The 24,377-nt window shown below is 66.2% G+C and carries 19 protein-coding genes and 3 tRNA genes; 7 read left to right on the top strand and 15 right to left on the bottom strand.

Annotated features, from left to right (window positions below; translation table 11 throughout):
- Nucleotides 1-58: 58 nt before the first annotated feature.
- The 4 genes from AC5P8J_RS00700 to AC5P8J_RS00685 all read left to right on the top strand — a co-directional run bounded on the left by AC5P8J_RS00700 (nt 59) and on the right by AC5P8J_RS00685 (nt 6,276).
- Nucleotides 59-574: an RNA polymerase sigma factor gene (locus tag AC5P8J_RS00700; RefSeq protein WP_019658857.1), complete on the top strand. Its 516-nt coding sequence runs from the start codon at nt 59-61 to the stop codon at nt 572-574.
- Nucleotides 571-1,593 carry a FecR domain-containing protein gene (locus AC5P8J_RS00695; RefSeq protein WP_134730694.1) on the top strand — a complete coding sequence of 341 codons (1,023 nt, stop codon included), beginning with the start codon at nt 571-573 and terminating at the stop codon, nt 1,591-1,593. Before AC5P8J_RS00700 ends, AC5P8J_RS00695 begins: the two co-directional genes overlap by 4 nt.
- Nucleotides 1,594-1,736: 143 nt before the next feature.
- On the top strand, nt 1,737-4,670 hold the full coding sequence (locus AC5P8J_RS00690; RefSeq protein ID WP_227843928.1) for a TonB-dependent receptor: 2,934 nt from the start codon (nt 1,737-1,739) through the stop codon (nt 4,668-4,670).
- A gap of 10 nt (nt 4,671-4,680) precedes the next feature.
- A complete protein-coding gene (locus AC5P8J_RS00685) occupies nt 4,681-6,276 on the top strand; it encodes an alkaline phosphatase D family protein (protein WP_346473986.1) in 1,596 nt (531 codons plus the stop codon).
- A 108-nt stretch (nt 6,277-6,384) separates the two neighbouring features.
- Here the strand turns inward: AC5P8J_RS00685 and AC5P8J_RS00680 are convergent, their stop codons facing one another.
- From AC5P8J_RS00680 to AC5P8J_RS00665, 4 genes are all read right to left on the bottom strand, one after another.
- A complete protein-coding gene (locus AC5P8J_RS00680; protein WP_134730688.1) occupies nt 6,385-8,493 on the bottom strand; it encodes a phosphocholine-specific phospholipase C in 2,109 nt (702 codons plus the stop codon).
- An 8-nt stretch (nt 8,494-8,501) separates the two neighbouring features.
- Nucleotides 8,502-10,880, bottom strand: a complete 2,379-nt coding sequence (locus AC5P8J_RS00675) for a TonB-dependent receptor (RefSeq protein ID WP_134730686.1) — start codon at nt 10,878-10,880, stop codon at nt 8,502-8,504.
- 116 nt (nt 10,881-10,996) lie between these two features.
- Nucleotides 10,997-11,923: a c-type cytochrome gene (locus AC5P8J_RS00670; RefSeq protein WP_019658851.1), complete on the bottom strand. Its 927-nt coding sequence runs from the start codon at nt 11,921-11,923 to the stop codon at nt 10,997-10,999.
- Nucleotides 11,920-13,266 carry a c-type cytochrome gene (locus AC5P8J_RS00665; RefSeq protein ID WP_134730708.1) on the bottom strand — a complete coding sequence of 449 codons (1,347 nt, stop codon included), beginning with the start codon at nt 13,264-13,266 and terminating at the stop codon, nt 11,920-11,922. Before AC5P8J_RS00665 ends, AC5P8J_RS00670 begins: the two co-directional genes overlap by 4 nt.
- Nucleotides 13,267-13,449: 183 nt before the next feature.
- Here AC5P8J_RS00665 and AC5P8J_RS00660 point away from each other — a divergent pair, with 183 nt between their 5' ends.
- Entirely contained in the window at nt 13,450-14,568 is a 1,119-nt protein-coding gene (locus tag AC5P8J_RS00660; RefSeq protein ID WP_134730684.1) for an alpha/beta hydrolase, read from the top strand.
- An 80-nt stretch (nt 14,569-14,648) separates the two neighbouring features.
- Here AC5P8J_RS00660 and AC5P8J_RS00655 read toward each other — a convergent pair whose 3' ends face one another.
- The gene (locus AC5P8J_RS00655; protein ID WP_134730682.1) at nt 14,649-15,788 is read right to left on the bottom strand and encodes an MFS transporter; all 1,140 of its coding nucleotides are present in this window, start codon (nt 15,786-15,788) and stop codon (nt 14,649-14,651) included.
- A gap of 184 nt (nt 15,789-15,972) precedes the next feature.
- Here AC5P8J_RS00655 and AC5P8J_RS00650 point away from each other — a divergent pair, with 184 nt between their 5' ends.
- Entirely contained in the window at nt 15,973-16,668 is a 696-nt protein-coding gene (locus AC5P8J_RS00650; RefSeq protein ID WP_019658847.1) for an alpha/beta hydrolase, read from the top strand.
- 81 nt (nt 16,669-16,749) lie between these two features.
- Here AC5P8J_RS00650 and AC5P8J_RS00645 read toward each other — a convergent pair whose 3' ends face one another.
- The gene (locus tag AC5P8J_RS00645) at nt 16,750-17,451 is read right to left on the bottom strand and encodes a pirin family protein (RefSeq protein ID WP_134730680.1); all 702 of its coding nucleotides are present in this window, start codon (nt 17,449-17,451) and stop codon (nt 16,750-16,752) included.
- A 140-nt stretch (nt 17,452-17,591) separates the two neighbouring features.
- On the opposite strand from AC5P8J_RS00645, the gene AC5P8J_RS00640 reads away from it, so the two are divergent.
- Nucleotides 17,592-18,512 carry a LysR family transcriptional regulator gene (locus AC5P8J_RS00640; protein ID WP_134730678.1) on the top strand — a complete coding sequence of 307 codons (921 nt, stop codon included), beginning with the start codon at nt 17,592-17,594 and terminating at the stop codon, nt 18,510-18,512.
- A gap of 600 nt (nt 18,513-19,112) precedes the next feature.
- On the opposite strand, the gene AC5P8J_RS00635 is transcribed toward AC5P8J_RS00640, so the two are convergent.
- The 9 genes from AC5P8J_RS00635 to AC5P8J_RS00595 all read right to left on the bottom strand — a co-directional run bounded on the left by AC5P8J_RS00635 (nt 19,113) and on the right by AC5P8J_RS00595 (nt 24,369).
- Nucleotides 19,113-19,189: transfer RNA gene (locus tag AC5P8J_RS00635), tRNA-Arg, on the bottom strand.
- Nucleotides 19,190-19,221: 32 nt separating this feature from the next.
- Nucleotides 19,222-19,298 (bottom strand) — tRNA-Arg (locus AC5P8J_RS00630).
- A gap of 58 nt (nt 19,299-19,356) precedes the next feature.
- Nucleotides 19,357-19,433: transfer RNA gene (locus tag AC5P8J_RS00625), tRNA-Arg, on the bottom strand.
- The gene (locus AC5P8J_RS00620) at nt 19,424-20,350 is read right to left on the bottom strand and encodes an alpha/beta hydrolase family protein (protein ID WP_134730676.1); all 927 of its coding nucleotides are present in this window, start codon (nt 20,348-20,350) and stop codon (nt 19,424-19,426) included. The genes AC5P8J_RS00625 and AC5P8J_RS00620 overlap by 10 nt, the downstream gene beginning before the upstream one ends.
- Nucleotides 20,347-21,156 (bottom strand): bifunctional hydroxymethylpyrimidine kinase/phosphomethylpyrimidine kinase, encoded by an 810-nt coding sequence (gene thiD / locus AC5P8J_RS00615; protein WP_134730674.1) that lies wholly within the window; start codon nt 21,154-21,156, stop codon nt 20,347-20,349. The genes AC5P8J_RS00620 and thiD overlap by 4 nt, the downstream gene beginning before the upstream one ends.
- A gap of 64 nt (nt 21,157-21,220) precedes the next feature.
- The gene (locus AC5P8J_RS00610) at nt 21,221-21,889 is read right to left on the bottom strand and encodes a YoaK family protein (protein ID WP_019661173.1); all 669 of its coding nucleotides are present in this window, start codon (nt 21,887-21,889) and stop codon (nt 21,221-21,223) included.
- A 12-nt stretch (nt 21,890-21,901) separates the two neighbouring features.
- A complete protein-coding gene (locus AC5P8J_RS00605; protein WP_019661174.1) occupies nt 21,902-22,408 on the bottom strand; it encodes a hypothetical protein in 507 nt (168 codons plus the stop codon).
- Nucleotides 22,405-23,805: a PhoH family protein gene (locus AC5P8J_RS00600; RefSeq protein ID WP_019661175.1), complete on the bottom strand. Its 1,401-nt coding sequence runs from the start codon at nt 23,803-23,805 to the stop codon at nt 22,405-22,407. Before AC5P8J_RS00600 ends, AC5P8J_RS00605 begins: the two co-directional genes overlap by 4 nt.
- A gap of 84 nt (nt 23,806-23,889) precedes the next feature.
- Nucleotides 23,890-24,369 (bottom strand): peroxiredoxin, encoded by a 480-nt coding sequence (locus AC5P8J_RS00595; RefSeq protein WP_495216575.1) that lies wholly within the window; start codon nt 24,367-24,369, stop codon nt 23,890-23,892.
- Between the last annotated feature and the right edge of the window lie 8 nt (nt 24,370-24,377).

The raw sequence follows: 24,377 nt of genomic DNA, 5'->3' as shown, positions 1-24,377 counted from the left end.
CTGTCATCGATGGCGGTCACCCTGCGGGGCTTTCCAGCCTCGGGGTGGTTGGCCGGCCGTGAACAGCGTGAGGATCTGGGAGAAAAGCTACGCGCTGCGGCGCCGGCTGCTGCGTGGCTTCTTCCTGCGTCGCGGTTCGGCCAGCGAGGATGCCGAAGACCTGGCGCAGGAGGTCTACCTGCGCCTGCTGCGCAGCACCGGCGAAGATGCCGATGCGGTCGAGAACCCGGAAGCCTACCTGTTCACCGTGGCGGCCAACCTGGCGCGCGAGCATGCGCGCGCGCGGTCGTCGCTGCCGCCGCTGGAAGACGTCGACCTGCTGGCCGAAGTGCTGAAAAGCGAAGAAGACATCGAAGGTGATTTCGAGCGTGCGCAGCGCTGGAACGATATCCGCAGCACCATCGCACGACTGCCGGCAACCACGCGGCGGGTGATGGAGCTGCACTACCGCGACGGGCTGGACTGCCCGGCAATCAGCCAGCAGCTGCAGGTGTCGGTGCACATGGTGCGCAAGCACATCGGCAAGGGGCTGGAGGCCTGCAGGAAGGTGCTGGGCGCCAGGGAGCTCACATGAACCGGACCTCATCGCCCGTGGCCGACGACACGATCGCCTGCGAGGCCATGGACTGGTTCCTGGGCAACCGCGAGGGGCCGTTGGATGAGGCCGGGCGCCTCGCGTTCCTGGACTGGATGAAGCGCTCGCCGGAGCATGTGCGCGCCTACTTGCGCGTCCTCTCGTTGCACCGGCAGGTGGGCGAAGCGCTGCAATCGTCGTTGGCTGACGAGGCGCCGCCGCTGCGGGAGGCGACGTCGGCCAAGGTGGTGCCGCTGTTCGGTGGCGTGCACGCGCCGCCGCGCGCTGTGCCGCGGCGCGGTCGTGCGCGCTGGTGGGTGGCAGCTGCCACAGCCTGTATCACCTTGCTCGGCGTGGGCCTGGTTCCGCAGGTGATGCCCACCGAGCAGCTTTACAGTGCCGGACAGGGTGAACTTCGCGACCTGGTGCTGCCCGACCAGACCCAGGTGCAGCTCAACGCGGACAGCCGCCTGCGGGTACGCATGGGCTGGTTCAGCCGCAAGGTGGAGCTGCTGCAGGGTGAGGCCACGTTCGACATCGCCCGCGACCGCCGTCCGTTCGAGGTGCAGGTGAACGGCCTGGAGATCCGGGATATCGGCACGGTATTCGATGTATCGCGACGGCTGCAGAGCACGCGCATCGGCGTGGTCTCCGGCGAGGTGGAGGTATGGAGCCAGGGTGCGGACGCCCGGCGTCTTGCGCAGCTGGGCGAAGGCCGAGTGGTGCAGGTCGACGCGGGCAGCCATGCGGTCGAGTCCTTGGACCTGCCATTGTCGATGCTGCTGGATTGGCAGCAACGCAAGGTGTCCTTCCTGGATGAGCGGCTGGACGAGGTGGCCGCTGCCTTCAACCGGCACAACCAGGTGCAGGTCCGCGTGCTGGACGAAGGCGCGGCATCGGCACGGTTGTCGGGCAGTCTCGATGCGCATCGCATCGGTGCGCTGCAGGCCTTCCTCGAACGCGACCCGCGTTTCGTGGTGAGGCGCGAAGGCGACACCGTGCGGGTTGGCAGTCGCTGAGGCCGAAATGGCCGTGGACTGTCAAAAAAAATTCATCGAATCCGCGTTCTCCACTTCGGTGGATGCGGGCTCTTACTTGGGAGAAGCCGCTGCCGAGCCACGCAGCGGCGCCTGCTGCCTTCTCTCTCTTCCAAGGACCCGTGATGCGCAACACGCTCTACCTGTCGATCATCCTCGCCCTGTCTCCCTGCAGCGTGCCGCTGGCCTTCGCCGCCGGTGCCGATGGCCTGGAGGCGCGTGTATCCACGCCGATCGCGGCGCAGCCGTTGGCGCGTGCGCTGGAGCAGTTGTCGCGCAGTTCCGGGGTGCAGTTCCTGTACTCGGCCGGCGGTGATGCCCGCATGGCCGGTGCGGTGCCGCGCGGTGCCACCGTCAGGCAGGCGCTGGACGCGCTGCTGGCCGGTACCGGCCTGGGGTACACCGTGGTCGATGGCAATGTCATCGCCATCGATCCGGCGCCAGCACGCAACCAACCGAAGCCGGCCGCGCCGAAGCCGCGCGAGGCCGAGGCAATGGTGGCGCCGACCCTGGACACGGTGAAGGTGATTGCTGCACATGAGGTCATCGACCAGAAGAAGCGCTCACCGGTGATCAAGGATTCGGTGGTGTACGACGAGATGGACAGCTACGGCGACGAGACCCTGGCCGAGAGCCTGATGGCCGCTCCAGGCCTGAGTGCGGTGGAGGATGCCGGCGAGCCACGTTACGTGACCGTGCGCGGCGTACAGGCCAACCTCAACTACACCACCATCGATGGCATCGCGATTGCCAGCGTGGGAGGCAGTGGCTCCGGCGAGCGAATGAACAACCTGCAGCTGATTCCCAGCGACATCGGCACCCGTACCGACATCTACAAGAGCTTCAGTGCGGAGCAGGCACCGGATGCGATCGGCGGCGTGATCGACATCATCAGCCGCAGTGCTTTCGACCGGTCCGGCAAGTACGTGTTTGCCGATGTGGCGGGCATCTATTCCACCGCCGAGACCAACGTCGAGCGCAGCGCAGGCGGCAACCACGAGACTCTGGGCCACTTCGGCAAGAGCGCCAAGATGGTGTTCTCCAACCAGTTCGGCGCCGACCAGGAGTTCGGCATCGTTGCGGTGGCACGCTACGAGCAGCGTTCACGCAACAGCGTCAAGCGCTGGGTGGAGTCGAACTACTACTACAACGACGCTGGCAAATACCTCACCGACGGTACCACCGGTCCGGACGAGGCCAAGGGCTGGAACGGGCTGCGTGCGCCTGGCAACTTCAGCACCGGCACCTATACCAACTTCATCACCAACTTCGGTGGCTCCGCCAAGCTTGAGTGGAAGCCCTCGGATGATCCGTTCTACGCATCGCTGCTGCTGTACTCGTACCGGTTCTACGAGAACTCGACGATGAACAAGACCGATCTGTACGGCAATGCCAAGTTCCCGATCCGCAACCAGACCGAGGACAGCGGCACCACCCAGATCAACAGCATCTACATCAAGAACCGTCACGACCGCTGGGACCGCAGCAACCGTGGTGCCATCGCCAGTTTCAACTGGGACATGGGCGACCGTTCGCGGCTGACCCTGCGTGGCGGCCATACCGAAGAGACCTTCCACAACAACCAGGTCTACTGGGGTGTGCGCGCCTACCCCAGCAATCTGTTCGTCGACTACGAGAACGACAGCCACGGGTTCCCCAACGCGGTGGCGGTTTCCGATTCCAGCCTGCTGACCAGTTCCGCATTCAAGCTCAATCCGGCGCAGGCCTACGTCTCCCCGCGCGATGCCAAGGAGAGCATCGACAACCTGCGCGCCGATTTCAGCTACAACATCGACGCCGATGCGCGTGGCTTCGGCCTGGCCACCGGCGCCGAGTACCGCCACCTGAAGATCTGGCAGGACATCGACTTCGACTACTTCAAGAGCAGCGCCACGCTCAACGACTACCTGTATCCGGGATCGACGCTGTTGGGCAGCGTGCCCGGCTTCCCGCTGATCGACAACCGCAAGTGGACCGAGGAACTGCTGCCGAAACTGGGCAGCAACAATGCGGCGTATCCGAATGCCAACTTCACCAGCGACTACAAGTACGTGGAGGACATCACCAATGCCTATGTATCCGCGCACTACGCCTGGGACCGGCTGCTGCTGATCGGCGGCCTGCGCTACGACCACACCCGCTTCGATGCCTACAGTCCGTTCAGCGATGATGGCGGCGCTACCTATACCTCTGCGTTCCGCAACACGAGCGGTGGCTACAACAACCTGCTGCCCTCGTTGAACGCAACCTTCAAGCTCACCGAGGACCAGCGCCTGCGCTTCTCCGCCAGCCGCACGCTGGGCCGGCCGACGCCGAGCAACATCGCCCAGGCCACCAGCACGAGCTGTGGCGATGACGAGGAGGGCAGGGGCTTCTGCACCATCAAGCAGGGCAATGCCGATCTGCAGCCGCGCCGTTCCACCAACATCGACCTTGCATGGGACCTGTACTTCAACGGCAACAACGGCTTGGTCTCGGTGGCGTTGTTCGACAAGGTGATCAAGGACGACATCTACACCCTGACCACCTTCGAGAACGTGGGTGATACCCGCTATCGGGTCACCCAGCCGATGAACACCGATGAGTCGAAGCTGCGCGGTGTCGAGTTCGCGGTGGCCAACCGCAACCTGCAGTGGGGCCGCCAGCGCTTCGACATGTACTTCAACGCCACGCGGCTGGAAGGGCAGACCGACTACCGCATCAGTGATGGCACCGCGCGCCGCCTGGATCGCCTGCTGTACCAGCCGGACTGGTCGCTCAATGGTTCGTTGATCTGGCGCATGCCGTGGAGGAGCGCGCAGCTGCGTCTTTCCGGAACCTACCGCAGCCGGATGCTGGTCGACTTCGGTGACACCGAATGGCTGGATTCGTACTACGACCCGTACATGACGTTCAACATGGCCTTCAGCCACAAGGTCGGCAGGCACGTGACGCTGAAGTACGAAGCCAAGAACCTGTTCAACACCCAGCCGACCTACAGCACCGGCCCGAATGGGCGCTTCCGTACCGAGATCGACGACTACGGCCGCTTCTTCTACTTCCACATCATCTACAACTGAGGGCAGCGCCGTGGATACGATCAATCGCAGGCGATTCCTGGCCCTGGCCGGCCTGTCTGCTGCCGGCGCCTGGATGGGCACGGCACACGCGCTGGCCGCGCAGGCCGATGCCACCGCGCTGAACCTGCGCAACCTGCTGGCCAAGCCGCGCTTTGCCAGCACGCCCTTCACCCTGGGCGTGGCCTCGGGTGATCCCTCGGCCGATGGCATGGTGCTGTGGACACGGCTGGCGACCGAGCCGCTGGTGTTCGGCGGTGGCATGCCGGCCCGGCCGATGGTGGTCGAGTGGCAGCTGGCAGCAGACGAAGGCATGCGCAGAGTGGTACGCCAGGGTTCGGCAATGGCGCATCCCGAACTCGGCCACGCGGTGCACGTGGAGCTGGACGGGCTGGCGCCCGGACGGCCCTACTGGTACCGCTTCACCGTAGGCGGCCACGCCAGCGCAGTGGGTTGCACGCGCACGCTGCCGGCAGCCACGGCAGCGGTGGATCGCGTTCGCTTCGTGGTGGCCGGTTGCCAGCATTACGAAGAAGGCCACTACACCGCGTGGCGACGCATCGCCGAGGAACCACTCGATTTCGTCTTCCACTACGGTGACTACATCTACGAAGGCGAAAGCCAGCCGGGCCTGCGGAAGATGAACGGACAGCCGTTCACCAACCTGCGCAACCACGTCGGCCCGCAGATCTACACGCTGGATGATTACCGCCGCCGCTACGCCCAGTACAAGAGCGATGCCGACCTGCAGGCCGCGCATGCGGCGGCACCGTGGTTCGTCACCTTTGACGACCATGAAGTGGACAACAACTGGGCCGGCGCCGAAGACCAGGATGACACGCCCAGCGAAGTATTCCTGCTGCGCCGCGCACAGGCGTTCCAGGCCTACTACGAGAACATGCCGTTGCGCCGTTCGGCATTCCCGCGCGATGGCCACATGCAGATGTACCGACGTGCACGCTACGGCACGCTGATGGACCTGCACCTGCTCGACACCCGCCAGTACCGCAGCAAGCAGGTGAGCATGGCGCTGCGTGAGGAAGTGGAATCGCCGGAGCGCAGCATTGTGGGGGCGAAGCAGGAGCGCTGGCTGTTCGACGGCCTGGCCGATGCCGCACCGCGCTGGCACACCATCGCCCACCAGGTGGCGCTGGGCAACTACATGCGCGAGAAGGATGGGGTGGTGCAGTCGTCCGACGATCAGTGGTCGGGCTATCTGGACAGCCGCCGGCGCCTGCTCGACCACATCGAGAAGGTGGGCTTCGGCAACGTGGTGACCGCCTGCGGCGACGCGCATCGCCACTATGCCAGCGATCTGGTGCAGGACCACCGTGACTCGGGCGTGGTCTCCAGCGAGTTCCTCGCCACGTCGATCACCTCCGGCGCCGATGGCCAGGGTGTGGACGCGTATGCCAGGAATCAGCTTGCCCACAGCCCCTATCTGAAGGCGACCACCGACAAGCGTGGCTACGTGCTGTGCGATGTCACCCGCGATGCGTGGATCGGCGACATGAAGACGCTGGATACGGTGATGCGACCGAACGGTACCATGCAGAGCTGGAAGCGCTACGCGGTGGAGCACGGCCGGCCGGGGCTGCAGGAGGCCTGAATCTACCGGTCTGCGCTGTAGAGCCGAGCCCACGCTCGGCTGCTTTTTTCGGGGCAATGCGACCAGGGCGAAAGCAGCCGAGCATGGGCTCGGCTCTACACGGATTCTTCAATCGTGCTCGAACCGCAGCGGCTCGGTGCCCATCGCCGGGTCACTGGTGCCGGGGCGCCCATCCTCGGCGCGGCCGGCCAAACGCAGCACACTCCCACCCGCGCTGACGCGCAGGTCATACCAGCCGGCGGTAGGCGTAGCATCCCACGCCAATGAAGTCTGCGCATGTGCGGGCAGCGCCAATGTCTGTTCGGGCATGTGTCCTGCATAGGTGCCGCCGTGCACGCGCACCTGCTGTGCACTGTCACCCAGATTGCGCAGGCGGAGCCGCAGTTGGTCATCGACGCGATCGATTGAAGCCTGCACGGCAGGACCCGTGGCCGCTCCCTGGAAGTGGCGGTGGAAGCCGTTCGGGCCGAGCAACCACAGGTCATAGCGGCCCTGGGCATCCAGCGGCCAGCGCTCGCGCAGCGGCCTACCGGGCAGCAGCGTGTAGCGGCGTGGCACCGCATCCAGCCGCAGCCGGTCGTAGACATGCAGCACAGCCGCTGCGCCTTCGCAGGACAACGTCAGGTCCACGCCCGCAGCGTCGACCGCAGCGATCGATGCCTGCGGCCGGTAGGGCAGGGCACGCGCCGGGCGTACACCGCTTTCCTGTTTCGCTGGTTTCAGCCCCTCTGGCAGCGTGGGCACGGTGCGTCCCGGCAAGGCAGCGGCGCGTGCGGCAACCGCACTCATGTCCGGCAGGCCGCGGACGAACGGGCGGGTATCGCGCTGGGCAAAGTCGAACGCATTGCTGAGGTCGCCGCAGACCGCGCGGCGCCACGGCGAGATGTCCAGTGCGGGCACGCCAAAGCGGCGCTCGATCAGCCGTATGACCGAGGTGTGGTCGTACACCTGCGAATCGACCCAGCCGCCGCGACTCCACGGCGAGATCACGTACAGGGGCACGCGCGGTCCCAGACCGTACGGGCGCCCGCGCAGTTCGGCGAGATCGTACTTTTCGTCACCCGGTGCCGGGTGCCGGTGGTACTCGCCTTCGGTGCTGACCGAGGACACACCCGCCCAGCCACCGTCCACCGGCGAAGGCGGGGCAGGGGGCGGCATGTGGTCGAAGAAGCCATCGTTCTCGTCGAACATCAGCAGCAGGGCGGTGCGGCTCCACACGTCCGGATCGGCGGTCAGTGCATCCAGCACGCGTGCGGTATAGGCCGCGCCCTGTGCCGGGCTGGACGGGCCGGGATGTTCGCTGCCTGCCGCGTCGGCGATGATGAAGCTGACCTGCGGCAGGCGCCCGTCAATGACGTCCTGACGCAGCTGCGTCAGGCCCCGCGTGCTGACCCCGCGCGCGCGCAGCTGCGGGTCATGCCCTGGCGCCGCGCGGTGGGCCTGGCGGAAGGCCTCGAAACCCGCCAGCGGGTTGTCGGTGAAGTTGTCGGCCATGTCCTGGTAGATCTGCCAGGAAACGCCAGCCTTCTGCAGACGCTCGACATAGCTGGTCCAGCGGTACGACGCCGGGTGCCCACCCTGTTCAGGGAAATTGTCATGCGAGTTGGCGATTACCGGGCCACCGGCACGGGCCTGTGCATCGTTGTGGCCGGTCCACAGGAACACCCGGTTCGGGTTGGTGCCGGCCTGCATGGCGCAGTGGTACGCATCGCAGATCGTGAAGGCATCGGCCAGCGCGAACTGGAACGGCAGGTCGCTGCGCTGGAAGTAGCCCATCGAGTGGTTCTGCTTGGCCTTCGGCCATTGCCCCATGCGGCCGTGGTCCCAGGCGCGCTGCGCATCGGGCCAGGTATGCGGCGTACCTTCCACGCGCATGTAGCCGAAGTGCGCGGCGGTATCCAGCGGGAACGGCGCGATCGCCCGCGTGCCGCTGGCATCGGGCTGCAGCCACAGGCTGCGGGTGCGGCCACCGGCTTGCAGCGCGGCGGCCGGGGCGACGAACCGATCACCGAAGCCACGTACCCCCGGCAGCGTGCCGAAGTAGTGGTCGAACGAACGGTTCTCCTGCATGAACACCACGATGTGCTGCAGGTCTTCCAGGCTGCGCGTCTGCGCGGCAGGGGCGATCGCTGCGGCCCGGGCGATGCTGGGCAGCAGCGGAGAAAGGCCGGCGGCAACGCCGGCCTGCAACAACCGGCGTCGGCCGATATCGGTCACGGGCTCACTCACAGGTCCACGCGGAAGGAGATGCCGACGGTGCGCGGAGCGCCGATGAAGGCGTTGTCGCGGCCGTCCACCCCTGCAAGATACCGCTTGTCGGTGAGATTGCTCACCACCAGGTTGGCACCCATGCCCTTCAGACGCGGCGACAGCCCCTGCAGGTCGAAGCCGATGTTGGCGTTGAACACGGTGGCCGAGGGCAGCGTCTTGACGTTGGCGGCATCAAGGTAGCGCGTGCCCAGGTAACGGCCGGACAGGCCGAAGTTCCAGTTGGCGCCCTGCCAGTCGGCCGACAGCACCAGGGTGTTCTCCGGCTGGCCGATCACCTTGGCGCCGTCGACGATGCCCAGCTGGGCATCACGCGCGGCATTGCCGCTGCCCAGGTACTTGGAGCGGTTGTAGGTGTAGGCCGCGTTGATCCGCCAGCCGTTGTTCCACCCATAGCCGAACGCGGCTTCCAGGCCGTTGCTTTCCACGCCGCCGAAGTTCTCGTAGACACCATCGGTCTCGCCCAGGTAGTCGATGCCACTGACGAAACCTGCCGGCAGATAGACGATGCGGTTGTCGAACTTGATGTTGTAAAGCGTGACCGAGGCGGTCAGCGGCCAGCGGCTGATGCGCATGCCCACTTCAATGTTGTCGGCGGTTTCGGGCTCGACGTTGCGGAAGCGCTGCGGGTCGGTCTCGCCAAGCACGCCGGAGGGGATGGCGGCGAAGTTCTGCGAGAAGCCGGCGAACAGCTCCATGCCTTCCACACCCGGTGCCCAGGTGACGCCGGTGGACAACAGTGGATCGGACCTGGAATCGGATTTGACGTGCTCGCTGGCACCGATCACGCGGCGGCGCGACTGGTCGACGAAGAACTGCTTCACGCCCAGGCGCGCGCTGAACGGACCGAAGCGGGCCACGTCCTCGACGTAGTACATCTGCTCGTTGACCTTGTACTTGTCCTCGAACTGCACCCAGTACGGCTGGTGGTCGAAGGCGATGTCCTGGCCGACGTTGAGCAGGCGGTGCCAGTCACGGCGTGCCGAACGGTCCAGCTTCTCCACCCAGAGGCCGCCACGGATGGTGTTGTCGATCGCACCGAAGGTCTGCCGCCATTCGACGTCGGCGGTCACGCCCATGCGGTCGTTGTCGTAGTGGGTGTGGCGGTAGGACTGCGCGCCCAGCACGTTGCCCGCGTAGCAGTTCGGATCGTACTCGGCGGTGAAGCCCAGGCGCGGGGTGCAGCTGGCCAGGCGCTGCGCGGCGCTGCCATCGGTATTGACGAAGAAGATCTGGCCACGGTTGCTGCCGCCGTACACGGTTTTGCCACCGAGATATTCCGATTCGGGGCGGCCCGCACCCTCATCGCTGACCTGCGCCAGGTAGGGTGGAAGCCAGTCGCCACGACCTTGCATGCGGTGCCCGTAGGCGGCCACCGAGGCCTTGAACCCGTTGCCGCCGTCGAAGGCCGCACGCAGGTAACCGAAGGTGTTCTCGCGCAGCGCACGCGAGCCCGAACGGAAGTTCTGGTCCAGATAGGGAATGCCGGTGAGGGTGCCGACCAGGTTGTCGCGATCCGGATGGGTGGCAAAGCCCCTCGGTGAGACGCTGGTGTATTCCGGCTCGTCGGCATCGTTGTAGGACAGGTAGCCGGTCAGGGTCCAGCGATCCAGTTCGGTGATGAACTTGCCGGCGATGTGGTTGTTGCTGGCGTGGCCGGTGCCGTCGATCCAGTCGTGCACCTTCGACGAGGAGGCGCTGACCCAGGCGCGGGTGTGGCCGCCGAGCAGGCCGGTGTCGTAGCGCACGTAGTACTTGCGCGCCTCGTTGTCACCGGCACCGACCACGAAGCGCAGGCGGCTGTCCTGCAGCGGGTCGCTGGTAAGGAAGTTGAGCGTGCCTCCCAGTGCTTCGTTCGAGCGCGAGGAGATGTCAGCGGTGCCCTGGCTGACTTCCACCGTCTCCAGGTCGAGGGTGTCGATGTAGCGGTTGGCCAGCGAGCCGCCGCCGTAGCCGGAGCCGCCGTTGGGCAGGCCGTCGATGGTGGTGCCGATCTGCTGCGTATCGCGGTTGGTGACGAAGCCACGCATGCTGATCTGCGTGCCCCACACCGACGAACCGGTAGCGTCGGCCTCGCTGACCACCACGCCCGGCACTTCGTTCAGCGCATCGTTGACGCTGCTCATCACCGTCTGCCGGTTCAGTGTCTCTGCGCGCACCGACGTCTTGGCGTAGCTGGTGGCCTGGCCGATCACCTGTACCTGGTCCAGGGTACGGGCATCGCTGCTGTGCGCTTCGCCCGTATCGCCCTGCGGTGCTTCTGCGAGGGCGTCCAGGGCGGGGGCGATCAGCACGGCAAGCAGCGAGACACGGGGAAAACGCGCAAACGTTCGCATTGAAACCGGACCTTCAGGGGAGGGAAGCCCCGGAGTGTCGGCAGCGCCCATGACATCGGCATGACGCGGCGAAGCAGGAACCGTGTTGTGTGACGGCCGGTTCCAATGGCTTCTGCTCAGTACCGCGCGTCCTTGGGTTTCGGGTCGCGCGGCCAGTCCTTGGCCTTGTTGGCGAAGTCCGGGCGTGGCTGGTTGATGAAGTAGCTGGCGATGTCCACCGCATCCTGGTCGGGCATCACCTGCTGGCCCAGTGGCGGTTCACGGGTCACTGCCGGCGGCATGTTGTGTTTGACGAAACCGGCGGCCTTGTACAGGCGCGCCATGCCGGCGCCGATGTTGAAGCTGTGGTCGCCCCATAGCGGCGGGAACGCGATGTCACCGCTGGCGTCGCGCCGGCCTTCGCCATTGTCGCCATGGCAGGCAGCGCACTGCACGGCGTACAGCGCCTGGCCACGGATCGGGTCCGGGACCAGCGTGCTGTCGATGGGCCCCTCACTGGGGGCAGCCACCCTTGCACCCACTGGCACAGGGCTGCTCAGCCACGCCATGTAGTCGAGCATCGCACGCATCTGCGGCGAGTCCTTCGGCAGCGGCTTGCCGTTCATTGAACGCTGCAGGCAGCCGTTGATGCGCTCGGTCAGCCCGATCACCTTGCCCGGACGCGGCATGTAGCGCGGATAGGCGCCGCCGCCGGTGTTGAAGTAGTGATTGCCGAACGGCCGCTTGCCTTCGGCCATGTGGCACGAGTTGCAGTTCAGATCGTTGCCGACGTTGTCCGGCAGCAGCCGTGCGGTCTCGTTGAGGAGGCGGCGGCCGAGCATCACCGACTCGGCATTGCCGAGCCCGGCGATTTCTTCGGCGCTGGGTGCACGGTAGTGGCCGACCACCTTGCCCTGTGCATCGAGGATATCGATCGTGCTGGCCACGGCGGCATCCAGATCCGGGTACAGATGGCGGTAAGCGAGGGTACCGGCGCCGGCCAGCAGCACCAGGGTGATCGCACTGCCGATCAGCAGGCGGGAGCGTTTGCGCGAACGTTTCATCGTGCGGCCTCCTGCGGAACGTAGTGCACCGGCTTGTCGCGCACCACCCGGCGCATGCGCGCCACGTCGACCTCGCTCACTGCGCTGGCCTGGTTGCCCCAGCTGCTGCGGATGAAGGTCAGGATCTGTGCCAGCTGCGCGTTCGGCAGCTGTTCGAAGCCGGGCATGGTGAAGGCCATGCGGTCGTGCGGGGTATGCGGCGTGCGGCCACCGATCAGGGTCACCTGCACCAGCGAGCTGGGATCGTCAGCGAACACGATCGAGTTGCCGGCCAGGGCCGGATAGACGCGCGGCATGCCGCGCCCGTCGGCGCGGTGGCAGGCCTGGCAGTGCTCGGCATAGGCCAGCGAACCGGCCACGCGGTAGTCGCCGCTGCGCAGTGCGGCGGTGGTCGTGTCGCTGCCGGGCGACCACTGTGCGCTGCGTCCTTCGCGGGCGGGCAGCTGCTTCAGGTAGCGGGCCATCGCCAGCAGGTCAGCGTCGGACAGGTACTGCGTGCTGTGCTCGACCACGTCGGCCATGCCACCGAAGGCCGCCGACCGATCGGTGCGTCCGGTGCGCAGGAAGTCGACGATCTCGCCCTCGCTCCAGCTGGCCAGGCCGCTCGCTTCATTGCGCAGGTTCTTCGCATACCAGCCTTCCAGCACCGAGCCGGACAGGAACTGGCGGCTGCCATCGTCGGCCATGGCCTTTTCCTGGAAGGCCAGGCCGCGTGGCGTATGGCAGGCACCGCAATGGGCCAGGCCTTCAACCAGTTCAGCGCCGCGCTGCTGGCCGGCATCCAGTTTCGGATCCGGGCTGAAGCTGCGTGGGCGCGCGAACAGCAGCTGCCACCAGGCCAATGGCCAGCGCATGTTGGCCGGCCACGGGATGGTGCTGTCGGCGTTGTTCTGCTTCACCGGTTGCACCGAGCCCATGAAGTAGGCGTACAACGCCTTGACCTCGGCATCGCTGGCGATTACATACGAGGCGTACGGCATGGCCGGATACAACGGCTGGCCATCGTGGCGGATGCCACGGCGCACCGCGCGCTCGAAGTCGGCGTAGTCGTAGGCACCAATGCCGGTGTCCGGATCGGGTGTGATGTTGGTCGAGTAGATCGTGCCCATCGGCGTCTGCATGCCGAGGCCACCGGCGAACGGCTTGCCACCCGGTGCGGTGTGGCAGGCCGCGCAGTCTGCGGCGCGCGACAGGTATTGTCCCTGCGCGATCAATGCCGGATCGTGGATGTCGACCTGCGCGGTCTGTCGCGGTGCGAACCAGTAGGGCGTGGTGCGGGCGACGCCGTAGGCGGCGGCCAGCGTGGCGACCAGGGCAATGGCAAGCTTGAACGAGGTGCGCATGGCGGCACTGTGGGCAATCGTGCCGGCGTATTCATTGATCCGGATCAATGCCGAGGTCAATCGCGCCATTGTGACAACCTGAATCGTTCCTGCGTTGTCATCAAGCCGTCATCCATGCGCGATAGATGGCCCACGCGCGCGTCGCTAACCTGCCACGCTGTCGCACCTTTTCCCTGATTGCCCATGAAGCGCCTGCTGCTGTTGTCGCTGGCGTGCGCCGGCCTGTGGCTGGCTGCATGCTCGTCCTCGATCAATGCCTCGTCCACCTCGCTCGCCGATCGGCTGATCGCGCCAGGTGGCGTGTCGACCCTGCTCGATCGCCCGCGCATCGCCGCGGCCATCGCCGAACTGCCCAACCGCCACGGCTTTGCGCGGGGCCGCGATGGCGTGCCGATCTTCTGGCGTGTGTTTGATCCGGGCGATTACGGCGCGCGTTACCACTACCTGCCGCAGCGCCACGAGAACGGCCTGCCGCTGGATACCGGTCTGAGCCTGGCGGTACCGCGGCCGTTCCGCGCGCAGGCACCGCGCGGTACCGTGGTGCTGCTGCACGGCTGGATGATGAACGGTGATTCGATGCTGCCGTGGTCGTTGCAGCTGGCCGAATCCGGCTACCGCGTGGTCACGCTCGACCTGCGCAACCATGGACAGTCCGGTACTGGGCCGTCGGGCTATGGCACCTATGAATCGGACGATGTGGTGGATGTGATCGGCGAGCTGCGCGCACGCGGTGAAGTGACCGGCCCGCTGTACCTGTTCGGCGTATCCTACGGCGCCGCCACGGCAGTGTTCACCGCCGACAAGCTGGGCGATCAGATAGCAGGCGTGGTGGCGATGGAGTCTTTCGCCAACGCCGGCGTGGCCATCCGCACGATGATCCCGCACCTGATGGGGCTGCAGCCGGAAGGCCTGAAGGCGCAGGCGATGGCGTCGTACGCGCGCTGGCGCTACGGCGGCCAGGACATCAACCAGGTGATCGCCGACGCCAGCCGTCGCATCGACGTCGATCTGGACCGCGTCGACGTCGCGCGTGCGCTGGCCGATACCCGCGCCTGCGTGCTGCTGCTGCACGGGCAGGGCGATCAGCACATACCCGTCAGCCAGGGCCGCGAACTGGCCCAGGCCAACCCGCGCGCGCACTACATCGAGATGCGCGGCGAAGACCATATCACCCTGCCGCTGCGGCTGGATCTGCTGGCCGGAGTGGTTGACGACTGGATGGCGCGCGACGAGCACCACCCGCAGAGCGCATGCCCGGCGCCGCAGCTGCCGGCCCAGGCCGAATGGCTGGCACACGGCTGAAAAAGGGGACGGAGGGGATTAAGTCGTTTGCAGCACACCCGTGGCAGATGCGACTTAATCCCCTCCGTCCCCTTTTTTTGTCAGGCCACCCGTCGTGCCAGTGCTCGCGCGGATGCGGCTACGCCCAGCAGCAGCGCGGCCACGCAAAGGAAGGCGAATCCGAGGCTGGTGCCGTGTGCCAGTGCACCGATCGCCGCCGGGCCGGCGAGGATGCCGGCGTAACCCAGTGTGGTCACTGCAGTGATGGCGATGCTCTCCGGCATCACCCGCTGCTGGCCGGCCATCGAGAACAGTGCCGGCACGATGTTGGCGCAGCCCAGCCCGACCAGCACGTAGCCGGCCAGCGCCACCGGGAACGAGGGCACCAGCGTGGCCAGGGTGAAGCCTGTTGCGGCGGTGATGCCGCCGAAGACCAGGGTACGGGTCCGTCCGAGGCGCTCGACGATGCCGTCGCCGAACAGGCGCATCGCGGTCATTGCCAGCGTGAACAGCGCGAAGCCGGCGCCGGCCTGGTCACGCGGCACCTGCCGCACTTCGGCCAGGAACACCGCGCTCCAGTCCAGCATCGAGCCCTCGGCGAGGAACACCACGAAGGCCAGCACGCCGATGAACAGCACCACGCCGTGCGGCAGCGCCAGCAACGGTCCTTCATGCAGGATCCGTTGTGGGCGCCAGTGCGGCGCCGACAGAACCGCAACCAGCAGCAGTGCTGCCACTGAGGCCAGCGCGGCCAGCCACAGCGGCGTGCCCAGAATCAGCAGGCCGGTCATGCAGCCGGCGCCGACGAAGCCACCGATGCTGTAGAAGGCGTGGAAGCCGGACATCATTGCGCGCCCGGCGTCGCGCTCTACCGCGACCGCCTGCATGTTCATCGCACAATCCAGTGCACCGACGCCGGCGCCGAACACGAACAGCGCCGCGCCCAGCGCCACCGGCGAGGGCGCCAGCACCAGCAAGGGCAGGGCGCACAGCATCATCGCGCAGGTGATCACCATCACCCGGCGGCAGCCCAGCCGCCCGGTCAGCGCGCCCGCCAACGGCATCGCCAGCAGCGAGCCGAGCCCGAGGCACAGCAGCACGGCGCCAAGGCTGGCGTCGGACAGCCCGGCCTTGGCCTTGGCGTAGGGCACCATCGGCGCCCACGCGGCGGTGGCGAATCCGGGAATGAAGAAGGCGGCACGGGTGGCGTGCTGCTGGGCACGTGGGGATGAAGGCGTCATGCGCGATGCGAAGCTCCAGGGGACTTTTATGAAAACGCTTTCAGGCCGGAGCGGCAAGTGCCATGCGTGACATCGGGCGACGCATACGATTGCAGTGACCCGATCGCGTCACCAGCGATTAACGTCGCCCACGGACAGTGGCTGCACGGTCGGCACCCCGCCGGCCGCTGCCGGAGATCCGTACATGAGCACGACACCGACCATTCTCCTCGTCCATGGATTCTGGGGCGGGGCCGCACACTGGGCCAAGGTGATCCTGGAACTGCATCGCAACGGCCACGACCGGGTGCAGGCGGTGGAATTGCCGCTCACGTCGCTGGCCGACGACGCAGGACGCACCCAGAAAATGATCCGGCAGATCGACGGTCCGGTGCTGCTGGTCGGCCACTCCTACGGCGGTGCGGTGATCAGCCAGGCCGGTAACGAGCCCAACGTGAAGGGCCTGGTTTACATCGCTGCCTTCGCGCCTGATGCCGGCGAGAGCCCGGGTGGCATCACCCAGCAGCACCTGCCGGAGGCGGCGCCGAATCTGGCACCGGACAGCGATGGCTACCTCTGGCTGCGTGCGGACAAGTTCCATGAGAGCTTCTGCCAGGACCTGAGTGCCGACGAGGGCCGGGTGATGGCGGTGACCCAGAAGGCGCCGCTGGCCAGCACTTTCGGCGACACGGTCAGCGATCCGGCGTGGAAGCACCGGCCGAGCTGGTACCAGCTGTCCCGCCACGACCGCATGATCGCGCCGGAAAACCAGAAAGCCATGGCCGCAAGAATGCAGCCCAAGCGCCTGCTGGAGCTGGATGCCAGCCATGCCTCGCTGGCCTCGCAGCCGAAGGAAGTGACCGCGCTGATCCTGGAGGCCTGCGCCGCCATCGGTGGGTAACACTCCTCCTGTAGCACGCCTGGCGCAGGCCGGGCTCTACGAAAAGGCCCCCGATGCTCAGCAGCATCGAGGGCCTTGTGGTTACAGCGGCAGGTCGAACACCAGCACTTCGGCATCGTTGCCGTTTTCCAGCGTCAATTGGGCTTCGTCGCTGACCTGCAGTGCATCGCCGGCTTCCAGGGTGATGCCGTTGACCTGCAGCTGGCCACGCGCCACCTGCACATAGGCGCCACGACCGTTGCCGAGGGCGTGATGCAGCTTCTGGCCGCCATCAAGAATGGTGGCGAAGATGCGGGCATCCTGGTGGATGCGCAGCGAACCGTCGGCACCGTCCGGCGAGGCGATCAGGCGCAGCTGGCCGCGCTTGGCCTCCGGCGCGAAGTGGGTCTCCTCGTAGGACGGCGCGATGTTCTCGGTGTCCGGGAAGATCCAGATCTGCAGGAAGTGCACGGTCTCGTCGGCCGAGTGGTTGAATTCGCTGTGGGTGACGCCGCTGCCGGCGCTCATGCGCTGCACGTCGCCATAGCGCAGCACCGAACCGGTGCCCATCGAGTCCTTGTGTTCCAGCGCACCGCCCAGCACGTAGGAGATGATTTCCATGTTGCTGTGGCCGTGGGTGCCGAAGCCCTGGCCGCCGATCACCTTGTCTTCGTTGATCACCCGCAGCGGGCCGAAGCTGACGTAGCGGGGGTCGTAGTAGTTGGCGAAGGAGAAGGTATGGCGCGAGGACAGCCAGCCATGCTCGGCCAGGCCACGGGTAGCGCTCTTGCGGATCTGCAGCATGATGGAATCTCCTTGTTCGATGGTTTCGATGGGGCGGGGTGGACCGGTAGTCGCTGTGTTTCCCCGTTGGAGAGAAGTATCCGCTTGCGCCCGGGGTTTTAAAAACGGATAGTTTTGACAGCCATCATCGAAAAGTTCGAATGCTCAAGCTCAGCCTCGATGCCCTGCAGATCCTGGATGCCATCGACCGCCGCGGCTCGTTTGCGGGCGCTGGCAAGGCGCTGCACAAGGTGCCCTCGACCATCTCCTACACCGTGGCCAAGCTGGAGGAGGACCTGGGCGTGCAGCTGTTCGACCGGGTTGGCCCGCGCGCCGAGCTGACCGCAGCTGGCCGCGCGCTGCTGGACGAGGGTCGGCACCTGCTGCGTGCAGCCCGCGAGCTGGAACTGCGGGTGCGCCGGGTGGCGTCGGGCTGGGAGACCGAGCTGACGCTGGCGGTGGACTCGGTGTTTCCGACCTGGCTGCTCGGCCCGGACATCGCCGCGTTTCGTGAGGCCGAGGCACCGACCCGGCTGCGATTGATCGGCGAGGCCCTGTCCGGCACCTGGGAGGCCCTGCTGGACCGCCGTGCCGACCTGCTGGTCGGCGCGCCGGGCGAGGGCCCCAGCGGCGGTGGCTACGTCGTCGAGCCGCTGGGTACGGTGGCGTTCGTGTTCGCGGTCGCGCCCGGTCATCCGTTGGCGGCAGTGCCAGGCGTGCTCGGTCGCGAGCAGCTGGTCGAACACTGCGCGATCGCGGTCTCCGATTCCGCGCGCAGGCTTCTGCCGCGCACGGTCGGCCTGTTGATGGGGCAGGAGATGCTGACGGTGCCGGACATGGCCAGCAAGCTGAAGCTGCAGTGCGAAGGCGTGGGCTTCGGCTTCCTGCCCGAGCCGTGCGCGCGCGCTGCGGTGGCGCGTGGTGAGCTGGTGATCCGCGAGGTGGAGGAGCACAAGCCGGAAGAGACCTTCTGGCTGGCCTGGCGCACCGGCGAGGACGGCGCCGCACTGCGTTGGTGGCGCGAGCGCTTGCGCAGGCCGGAGCTGCTGTCGCAGTGGTGGCAGGCAATGGCCAGGGGGTAGGGGTTTGGCAGGGCTGCGCCCTGCACCCGCTGAAGCAACAGCTATGGCCGAAGCAACAGCAACAGCAACAGCAACAGCAACAGCTGGTTTCCTGAGGGATGGCGGGGTGGGTCTGGTTGCGGGAGACGCCGTAACCCCGTCCATGGGGGCTTGGCCGCGGCACCCCTGGCGCGGACACTCCCGCAACCGGACCCTCCCCGCCTTCGACAGAGTCCCGCTGCTGTTGGTAGGTGTCGACCTGGGTCGACACGGTAGATCCACGCCATGCGTGGATGCTCTTCGATCAATTATCGAAATACTCGAACTCGATGGAGATTCATCCACGCATGGCGTGGATCCATCAGATCGCGGAAATCTGTCAGAGGTGGGGCGGCATGGGCAGGCAGGACCGTTGGCGGCATGGATGCCGCCATCGAGCCCCCATGGATGGGTTTACGGCGTGTCCTGCCTGTCCATGCCGCCCCGCCAACCCACGGAACACCAGCTGTTGCTGTTGCTGTTGCTTCGGCCATAGCTGTTGCTTCGGCGGGTGCAGGGCGCAGCCCTGCCGAAAAACGCACATAAAAAAACAGCAGGCCGAGGCCTGCTGTTTCGGTGTAATGGTGCGCCCGGAGAGATTCGAACTCCCGACCGCCTGGTTCGTAGCCAGGTACTCTATCCAACTGAGCTACGGGCGCCAATTACATAAACTTGTTGTGTTGACTGTGTATGGTGCGCCCGGAGAGATTCGAACTCCCGACCGCCTGGTTCGTAGCCAGGTACTCTATCCAACTGAGCTACGGGCGCGCGGTACACAATCAAATTTTACTGCATTTCCAGCGGCGGATGCCGGAAACCTGTCGAGTGGTGCGCCCGGAGAGATTCGAACTCCCGACCGCCTGGTTCGTAGCCAGGTACTCTATCCAACTGAGCTACGGGCGCCCTGCGACAGGAGCGGAATTATGCGGATGTCGGCGCGGACCGTCAACAGTTTTGTGAAAATTTTCATCCAACTGAATGAAAAAGCTGTCAGCCACGGCGTCCGGCGCCTTCAGCCACGCGAAATGATCGGCGCGCGTGCCCAGTTCCTGCGCGGACAGCACGCGCAGCTGCGCGTCCACATTCGGCAGCTTCGCCAGCAGCGTCTGCATCGATCCGGTGGGGGCCAACCAGTCGTGCTCCATCAGCACCGCCTGTGCGCTGCCATGCACGCGCGCCATCTGCGCATCAAGGTCTTCGTCCATGCCGGACGCGGCGTAGTGGTTGTTCAGGCCCACGCGCGCCCAGTCGGCAATCAGGCCGCGCGCTTCGGTGCCACCAAAGCCGAGGCGACGGCCATGCAGGACGCCCTGGCGCCGCGCGATCCACGGCAGGAAGCGGTAGACCAGTGGCAGCAGCCAGCCACGGGGTGGCGGGAACCCGCGCCAGAACGGTGAGCCACTGGCGGCCAGCCATAGCCGGTTGAAGTAGTGCGGGTTGCGGCCGGCATGCACGCAAGCCAGCTGCCCACCGAGACTGTGTCCACCGATGATCCAGGGCAGGGCGCCGGCGTCGTCATCCGCTGTGGCCAGGACCGCCTGGCTGGTTGGCAGATCCTGTTCGAGTACCTCGCGATAGCCCCAGTCCTGCGTGCGCGACGGGCGCAGTGAACTGCTGCCGTTGCCGCGCCACTCGTGCAGGTACACCGCCACGCCCTTCGCAGCCAGCGCCTGCGCCAACGGCAGGTAATGGCGCGCGGCCACGCCCAGCGCGGGCAGCCACAGCAGGCGCGCGACGGGATGTGCAGGCACGCAGGCGATCACTTCGTAGCGATGGCCGTCGTTGCACTGCACGGCGAGGATGCGTGGCGTCAGGCTCATGCGTGCGGTGCCGCGCCGAAATGGTCGAGCACCCGCACTTCGCTGCGGCCCGGCGCATAGCCTTGCTGCAGCCCACGTGCAACGTAGTCGATGCCGGCTTCGCAGGCATTGGCCAGGCTCAGGCCATTGCACAGCTGCGCAGCAATGGCCGAAGCCAACGTGCAGCCGGTACCGTGCGCGTCCAGTGGCAGGCGCGCATGGATGAATTCTTCGCTGCTGACGCCGTCGAAGTAGCGGTCGATTACGCGGTTGCCTTCCTGCAGGTGGCCACCTTTCAGCAGTACGGCGCCGGCACCGAGATCGAGCAGGGCTGACGCCGCGCGCTCAGCGTCATCGCCATTGCTGATCTTCCGTCCGACCAGCAGTTCTGCTTCCGGTGTGTTGGGGGTGATCAGCGTGGCCAGCGGGATCAGGCGCTCACGCATGGCCTGCAATGCGCTGTCTTCCAGCAGGCGCGCCCCACTGGTGGCGACCATCACCGGGTCCAGCACCACGTGCGGCGGACGATGCTTCTCCAGTGCGTCAGCAACGGCGTTGATCACGCCGGCGTTGGCCAGCATGCCCAGCTTTACCGCGTGAATGTCGAAATCGTCGAAACAGGCATCCAGCTGCGCGCACAGGAAGTCGATCGGCGGCACATGCACGGCGATGACGCCACGCGTGTTCTGTGCGGTCAGTGCGGTGATTGCGGAGAGGCCGTGCACGCGATGCGCGGCGAAGGTTTTCAGGTCGGCCTGGATGCCCGCCCCTCCACCGGAGTCGGAGCCGGCGATGGTGAGAGCGGAAACGGGAGTGGTCGGGCTCATTCCGCGATTGTGCCGTGGTCGCGCAGGGGAAGGTAGATCCACGCCATGCGCCGATGTCCTTGATTCAATGCCGCCAACGTGCCCATTGCTGGTACAGCACATAGCCCAGGCCCGTCAGGCCAGTCAGCAGGGCAGGGGCGAGCAGGGCGTCATATTGCCAACGCATGAACAGCCAGGCGCCGAGGATGCCGCCGGCGAGGAAGCCGCTGATGATCAGGCCGCTGAGGGTCAGGCGTCGTACCTGCAGCGGCAATCCGCGCAGCAGGTGGCCCAGGCCGATGCCGAGGTCGGTGAACATGCCGCTGAGATGGGTGGTGCGTACCACCGCGCCGCTGAAGGTGGTGGCCATCGCGTTCTGCAGGCCGCAGGCCATGGCGGCGGCCAGTGCGCCCCAGATCTGGTGGCGTTCGAACAGCGGAATGGCCACCAGCAGCAGCGCGGACTCCAAGGCCAGCGCCACGCCGTAGCGTCGGCCCAGTTGCAGGGTACTGTCCTGGATCAACAGGCCGCTGAGCATCGCACCCAGTGAGAACGCGATCAGCAGCCCCCACAGATGGCCGACCGCGCGCCAGTCGCCCTGCGCCAGCGCCATGCCCAGCTGGCTGGTGCTGCCGGTCATGTGGCTGACCGCCTGATGCTCGAAGCCGAGGAAGCCGACCACGTTGACCATGCCGGCCACGCACGAGAGCGCGACCGCACCAATCCAGACCCAGGTGGGCAGGCGTATTCCCATCGGCAAGGCCCCTCAGGGCCCGCCGAAGCCGCCGTTGAACTGCAGCTCGCTGAAGGTATTGCTGGAGGGGTCGAACACCGCGCCCCAGAACTGCGTGCCGCCGTCGCAGACGCGGATCGCTTCCCGTGCCGGATTGATGCCGCTGCCATCGGGCAGATGGAAGGCGTTGACGTAGATCAGCCGCTTGCCGGCGCTTTCGATGCCGACGTACTGGCGGTCGAAGTCCAGCACCTTCGGGACCTGTGCCTGCAGCGACGAGAGCTGTGCTTCCAGTTGGTCGATCTGCTGCCGGCTGGGTGCCCAATAGCCGCTGACCCGGCCCGCCTCGCGGCCTGGACTGGGCCGCGAGCAGGTGTCGAGCACCTGCGCGGCGATGATCGGGCGGGTGACCACCCAGGATTGTCCGGTACGTTCGGCGGTCGGCACGCTGGCCGGGCCGCGCGTGGTGGTGCAGGCGCCGAGCGCGGCTGCGAGGGCGATCGCAGCCGTGGGCAGCAGCAGGCGGGTGCAGCGGTTCACAACACCTCCGACGCGTAATCGGCCAGGCGCGAGCGTTCGCCACGGCGCAGGGTGATGTGCGCACTATGCGGCCAGTTCTTGAAGCGATCCACCGCGTAGGTCAGGCCCGAGGTGGTTTCGGTCAGGTACGGGGTGTCGATCTGCTCGACGTTGCCCAGGCAGACGATCTTGGTGCCGGGGCCAGCACGGGTAATCAGCGTCTTCATCTGCTTGGGGGTGAGGTTCTGCGCCTCGTCCAGGATCAGGTAGCGTGACAGGAACGTGCGGCCGCGCATGAAGTTCATCGAGCGGATCTTGATGCGGCTGGCGAGCAGGTCGTTGGTGGCCTGGCGGCCCCAGGTGCCGCCTTCCTGGTTGTGCGTGAGCACTTCCAGGTTGTCGGTCAGCGCGCCCATCCACGGCGTCATCTTCTCTTCCTCGGTGCCCGGCAGGAAACCGATGTCCTCGCCAACGCTGACCGTGGCGCGGGTCATGATGATCTCGCGGTAGCGCTGCTGGTCCATGGTCTGGGCCAGGCCGGCGGCGAGTGCCAGCAGGGTCTTGCCGGTACCGGCGGTGCCCAGCAGGGTGACGAAGTCGATCTCCGGGTCCATCAGTGCGTTGAGGGCGAAATTCTGCTCGCGGTTGCGTGCGCTGATGCCCCACACGGCATGGCTGCCGTGGCGGAAATCATCGACCAGCGACAGCACTACCTTGCCGTCGCCGACCACGCGGCTGACGCGCAGTTCGACTTCGTCTTCGCCGGGCAGGTAGACGTACTGGTTCGGGTACCACTCCTCGCCATCCTGCGCCTGGATCTCGTAATGGCTGCGGCCCTTGTCGCTCCAGCTGCGCAGATCCTCGCCGTGGCGCTTCCAGAAGTCTTCGGGCAGCTCGGTGGCACCGGTGTAGAGTAGGCTGAAATCGTCCAGTGCGCGGTCGTTCTCGTAGTCCTCGGACACGATGCCGGCGATGGCGGCCTTGATCCGCAGGTTGATGTCCTTGGAAACGAACACCACCGGCAGGTCCGGCGTTTCTTCCTTGAGGGCCAGGATCGCGCCGAGGATGGCATTGTCCGGAATGACCTTGCCAAAGCTCTTGCCCGCGTCGAAATGGCTGGTCTGGAAGCGCAGCTTGCCGGCGCTCTGCTTGCCGCGCAGCTGCAGGCCATTGGGACGCTGCAGTGGAATGCCGTCGGCCAGGTTGTCCAGGCCGGATTCCTGCACCAGCTCGTTGAGGAAACGGCTCACCTGGCGAGCGTTGCGGCTGGCTTCGGAGGTGCCCTTCTTGCCGTTGTCCAGCTCCTCGATCACCTGCATGGGCAGGTAGATGTCGTGCTCCTCGAATTTGAACAGCGCGGTGGGATCGTGCATCAGCACGTTGGTATCCAGCACGTAGATGCGCTTGCCTCGGGTCATCGTCGATTCCTGGTTACGGGCAGGGAAAAACCACCACGGCCTGCAGCGGGGCAGGGTGATGGCAGACACGGTAGGCAGTGGGACTCACTTGGACTGGGAGGCCTTCAGTTCGGCGAGAACGGCATCGGCATGGCCGGCAACCTTGACCTTGCGCCAGGACTGCACGATGCGGCTGTCGGGGGAAATCAGGAAGGTGCTGCGTTCGATGCCACGTACCTGCTTGCCGTACATGTTCTTCATCTTGATCACGTCGAAGGCGCCGCACAGCGCTTCGTCGCCATCGCTGACCAGCGCGAAGTTGAAGCCCTGTTTGGCGCAGAAGTTGTCGTGCGACTTCACCGAATCGCGCGAGACGCCCAGTACCACCGCGCCCGCCTTCCTGAACTTCGGCAGCAGGGCGTTGAAGTCGATGCCTTCGGTGGTGCAGCCCGGCGTGCTGTCCTTGGGATAGAAGTACAGCACCAGCCATTGGCCGGCATAGTCGCCGAGGGTGGCGTGGTCGCCGCCGGACAGGGCCAGCGGCAGGGAGAGGGTAGTGCTGTCCAGGGTGTCGCCGTTGTTCATGAGGTCCT

The sequence above is a fragment of the Stenotrophomonas sp. YJH_SMC_37 genome (assembly GCF_059370035.1).
The sequence above is the reverse complement of the archived record's forward strand: the minus strand, read 5'-3'. Positions and strand labels throughout refer to the sequence as shown.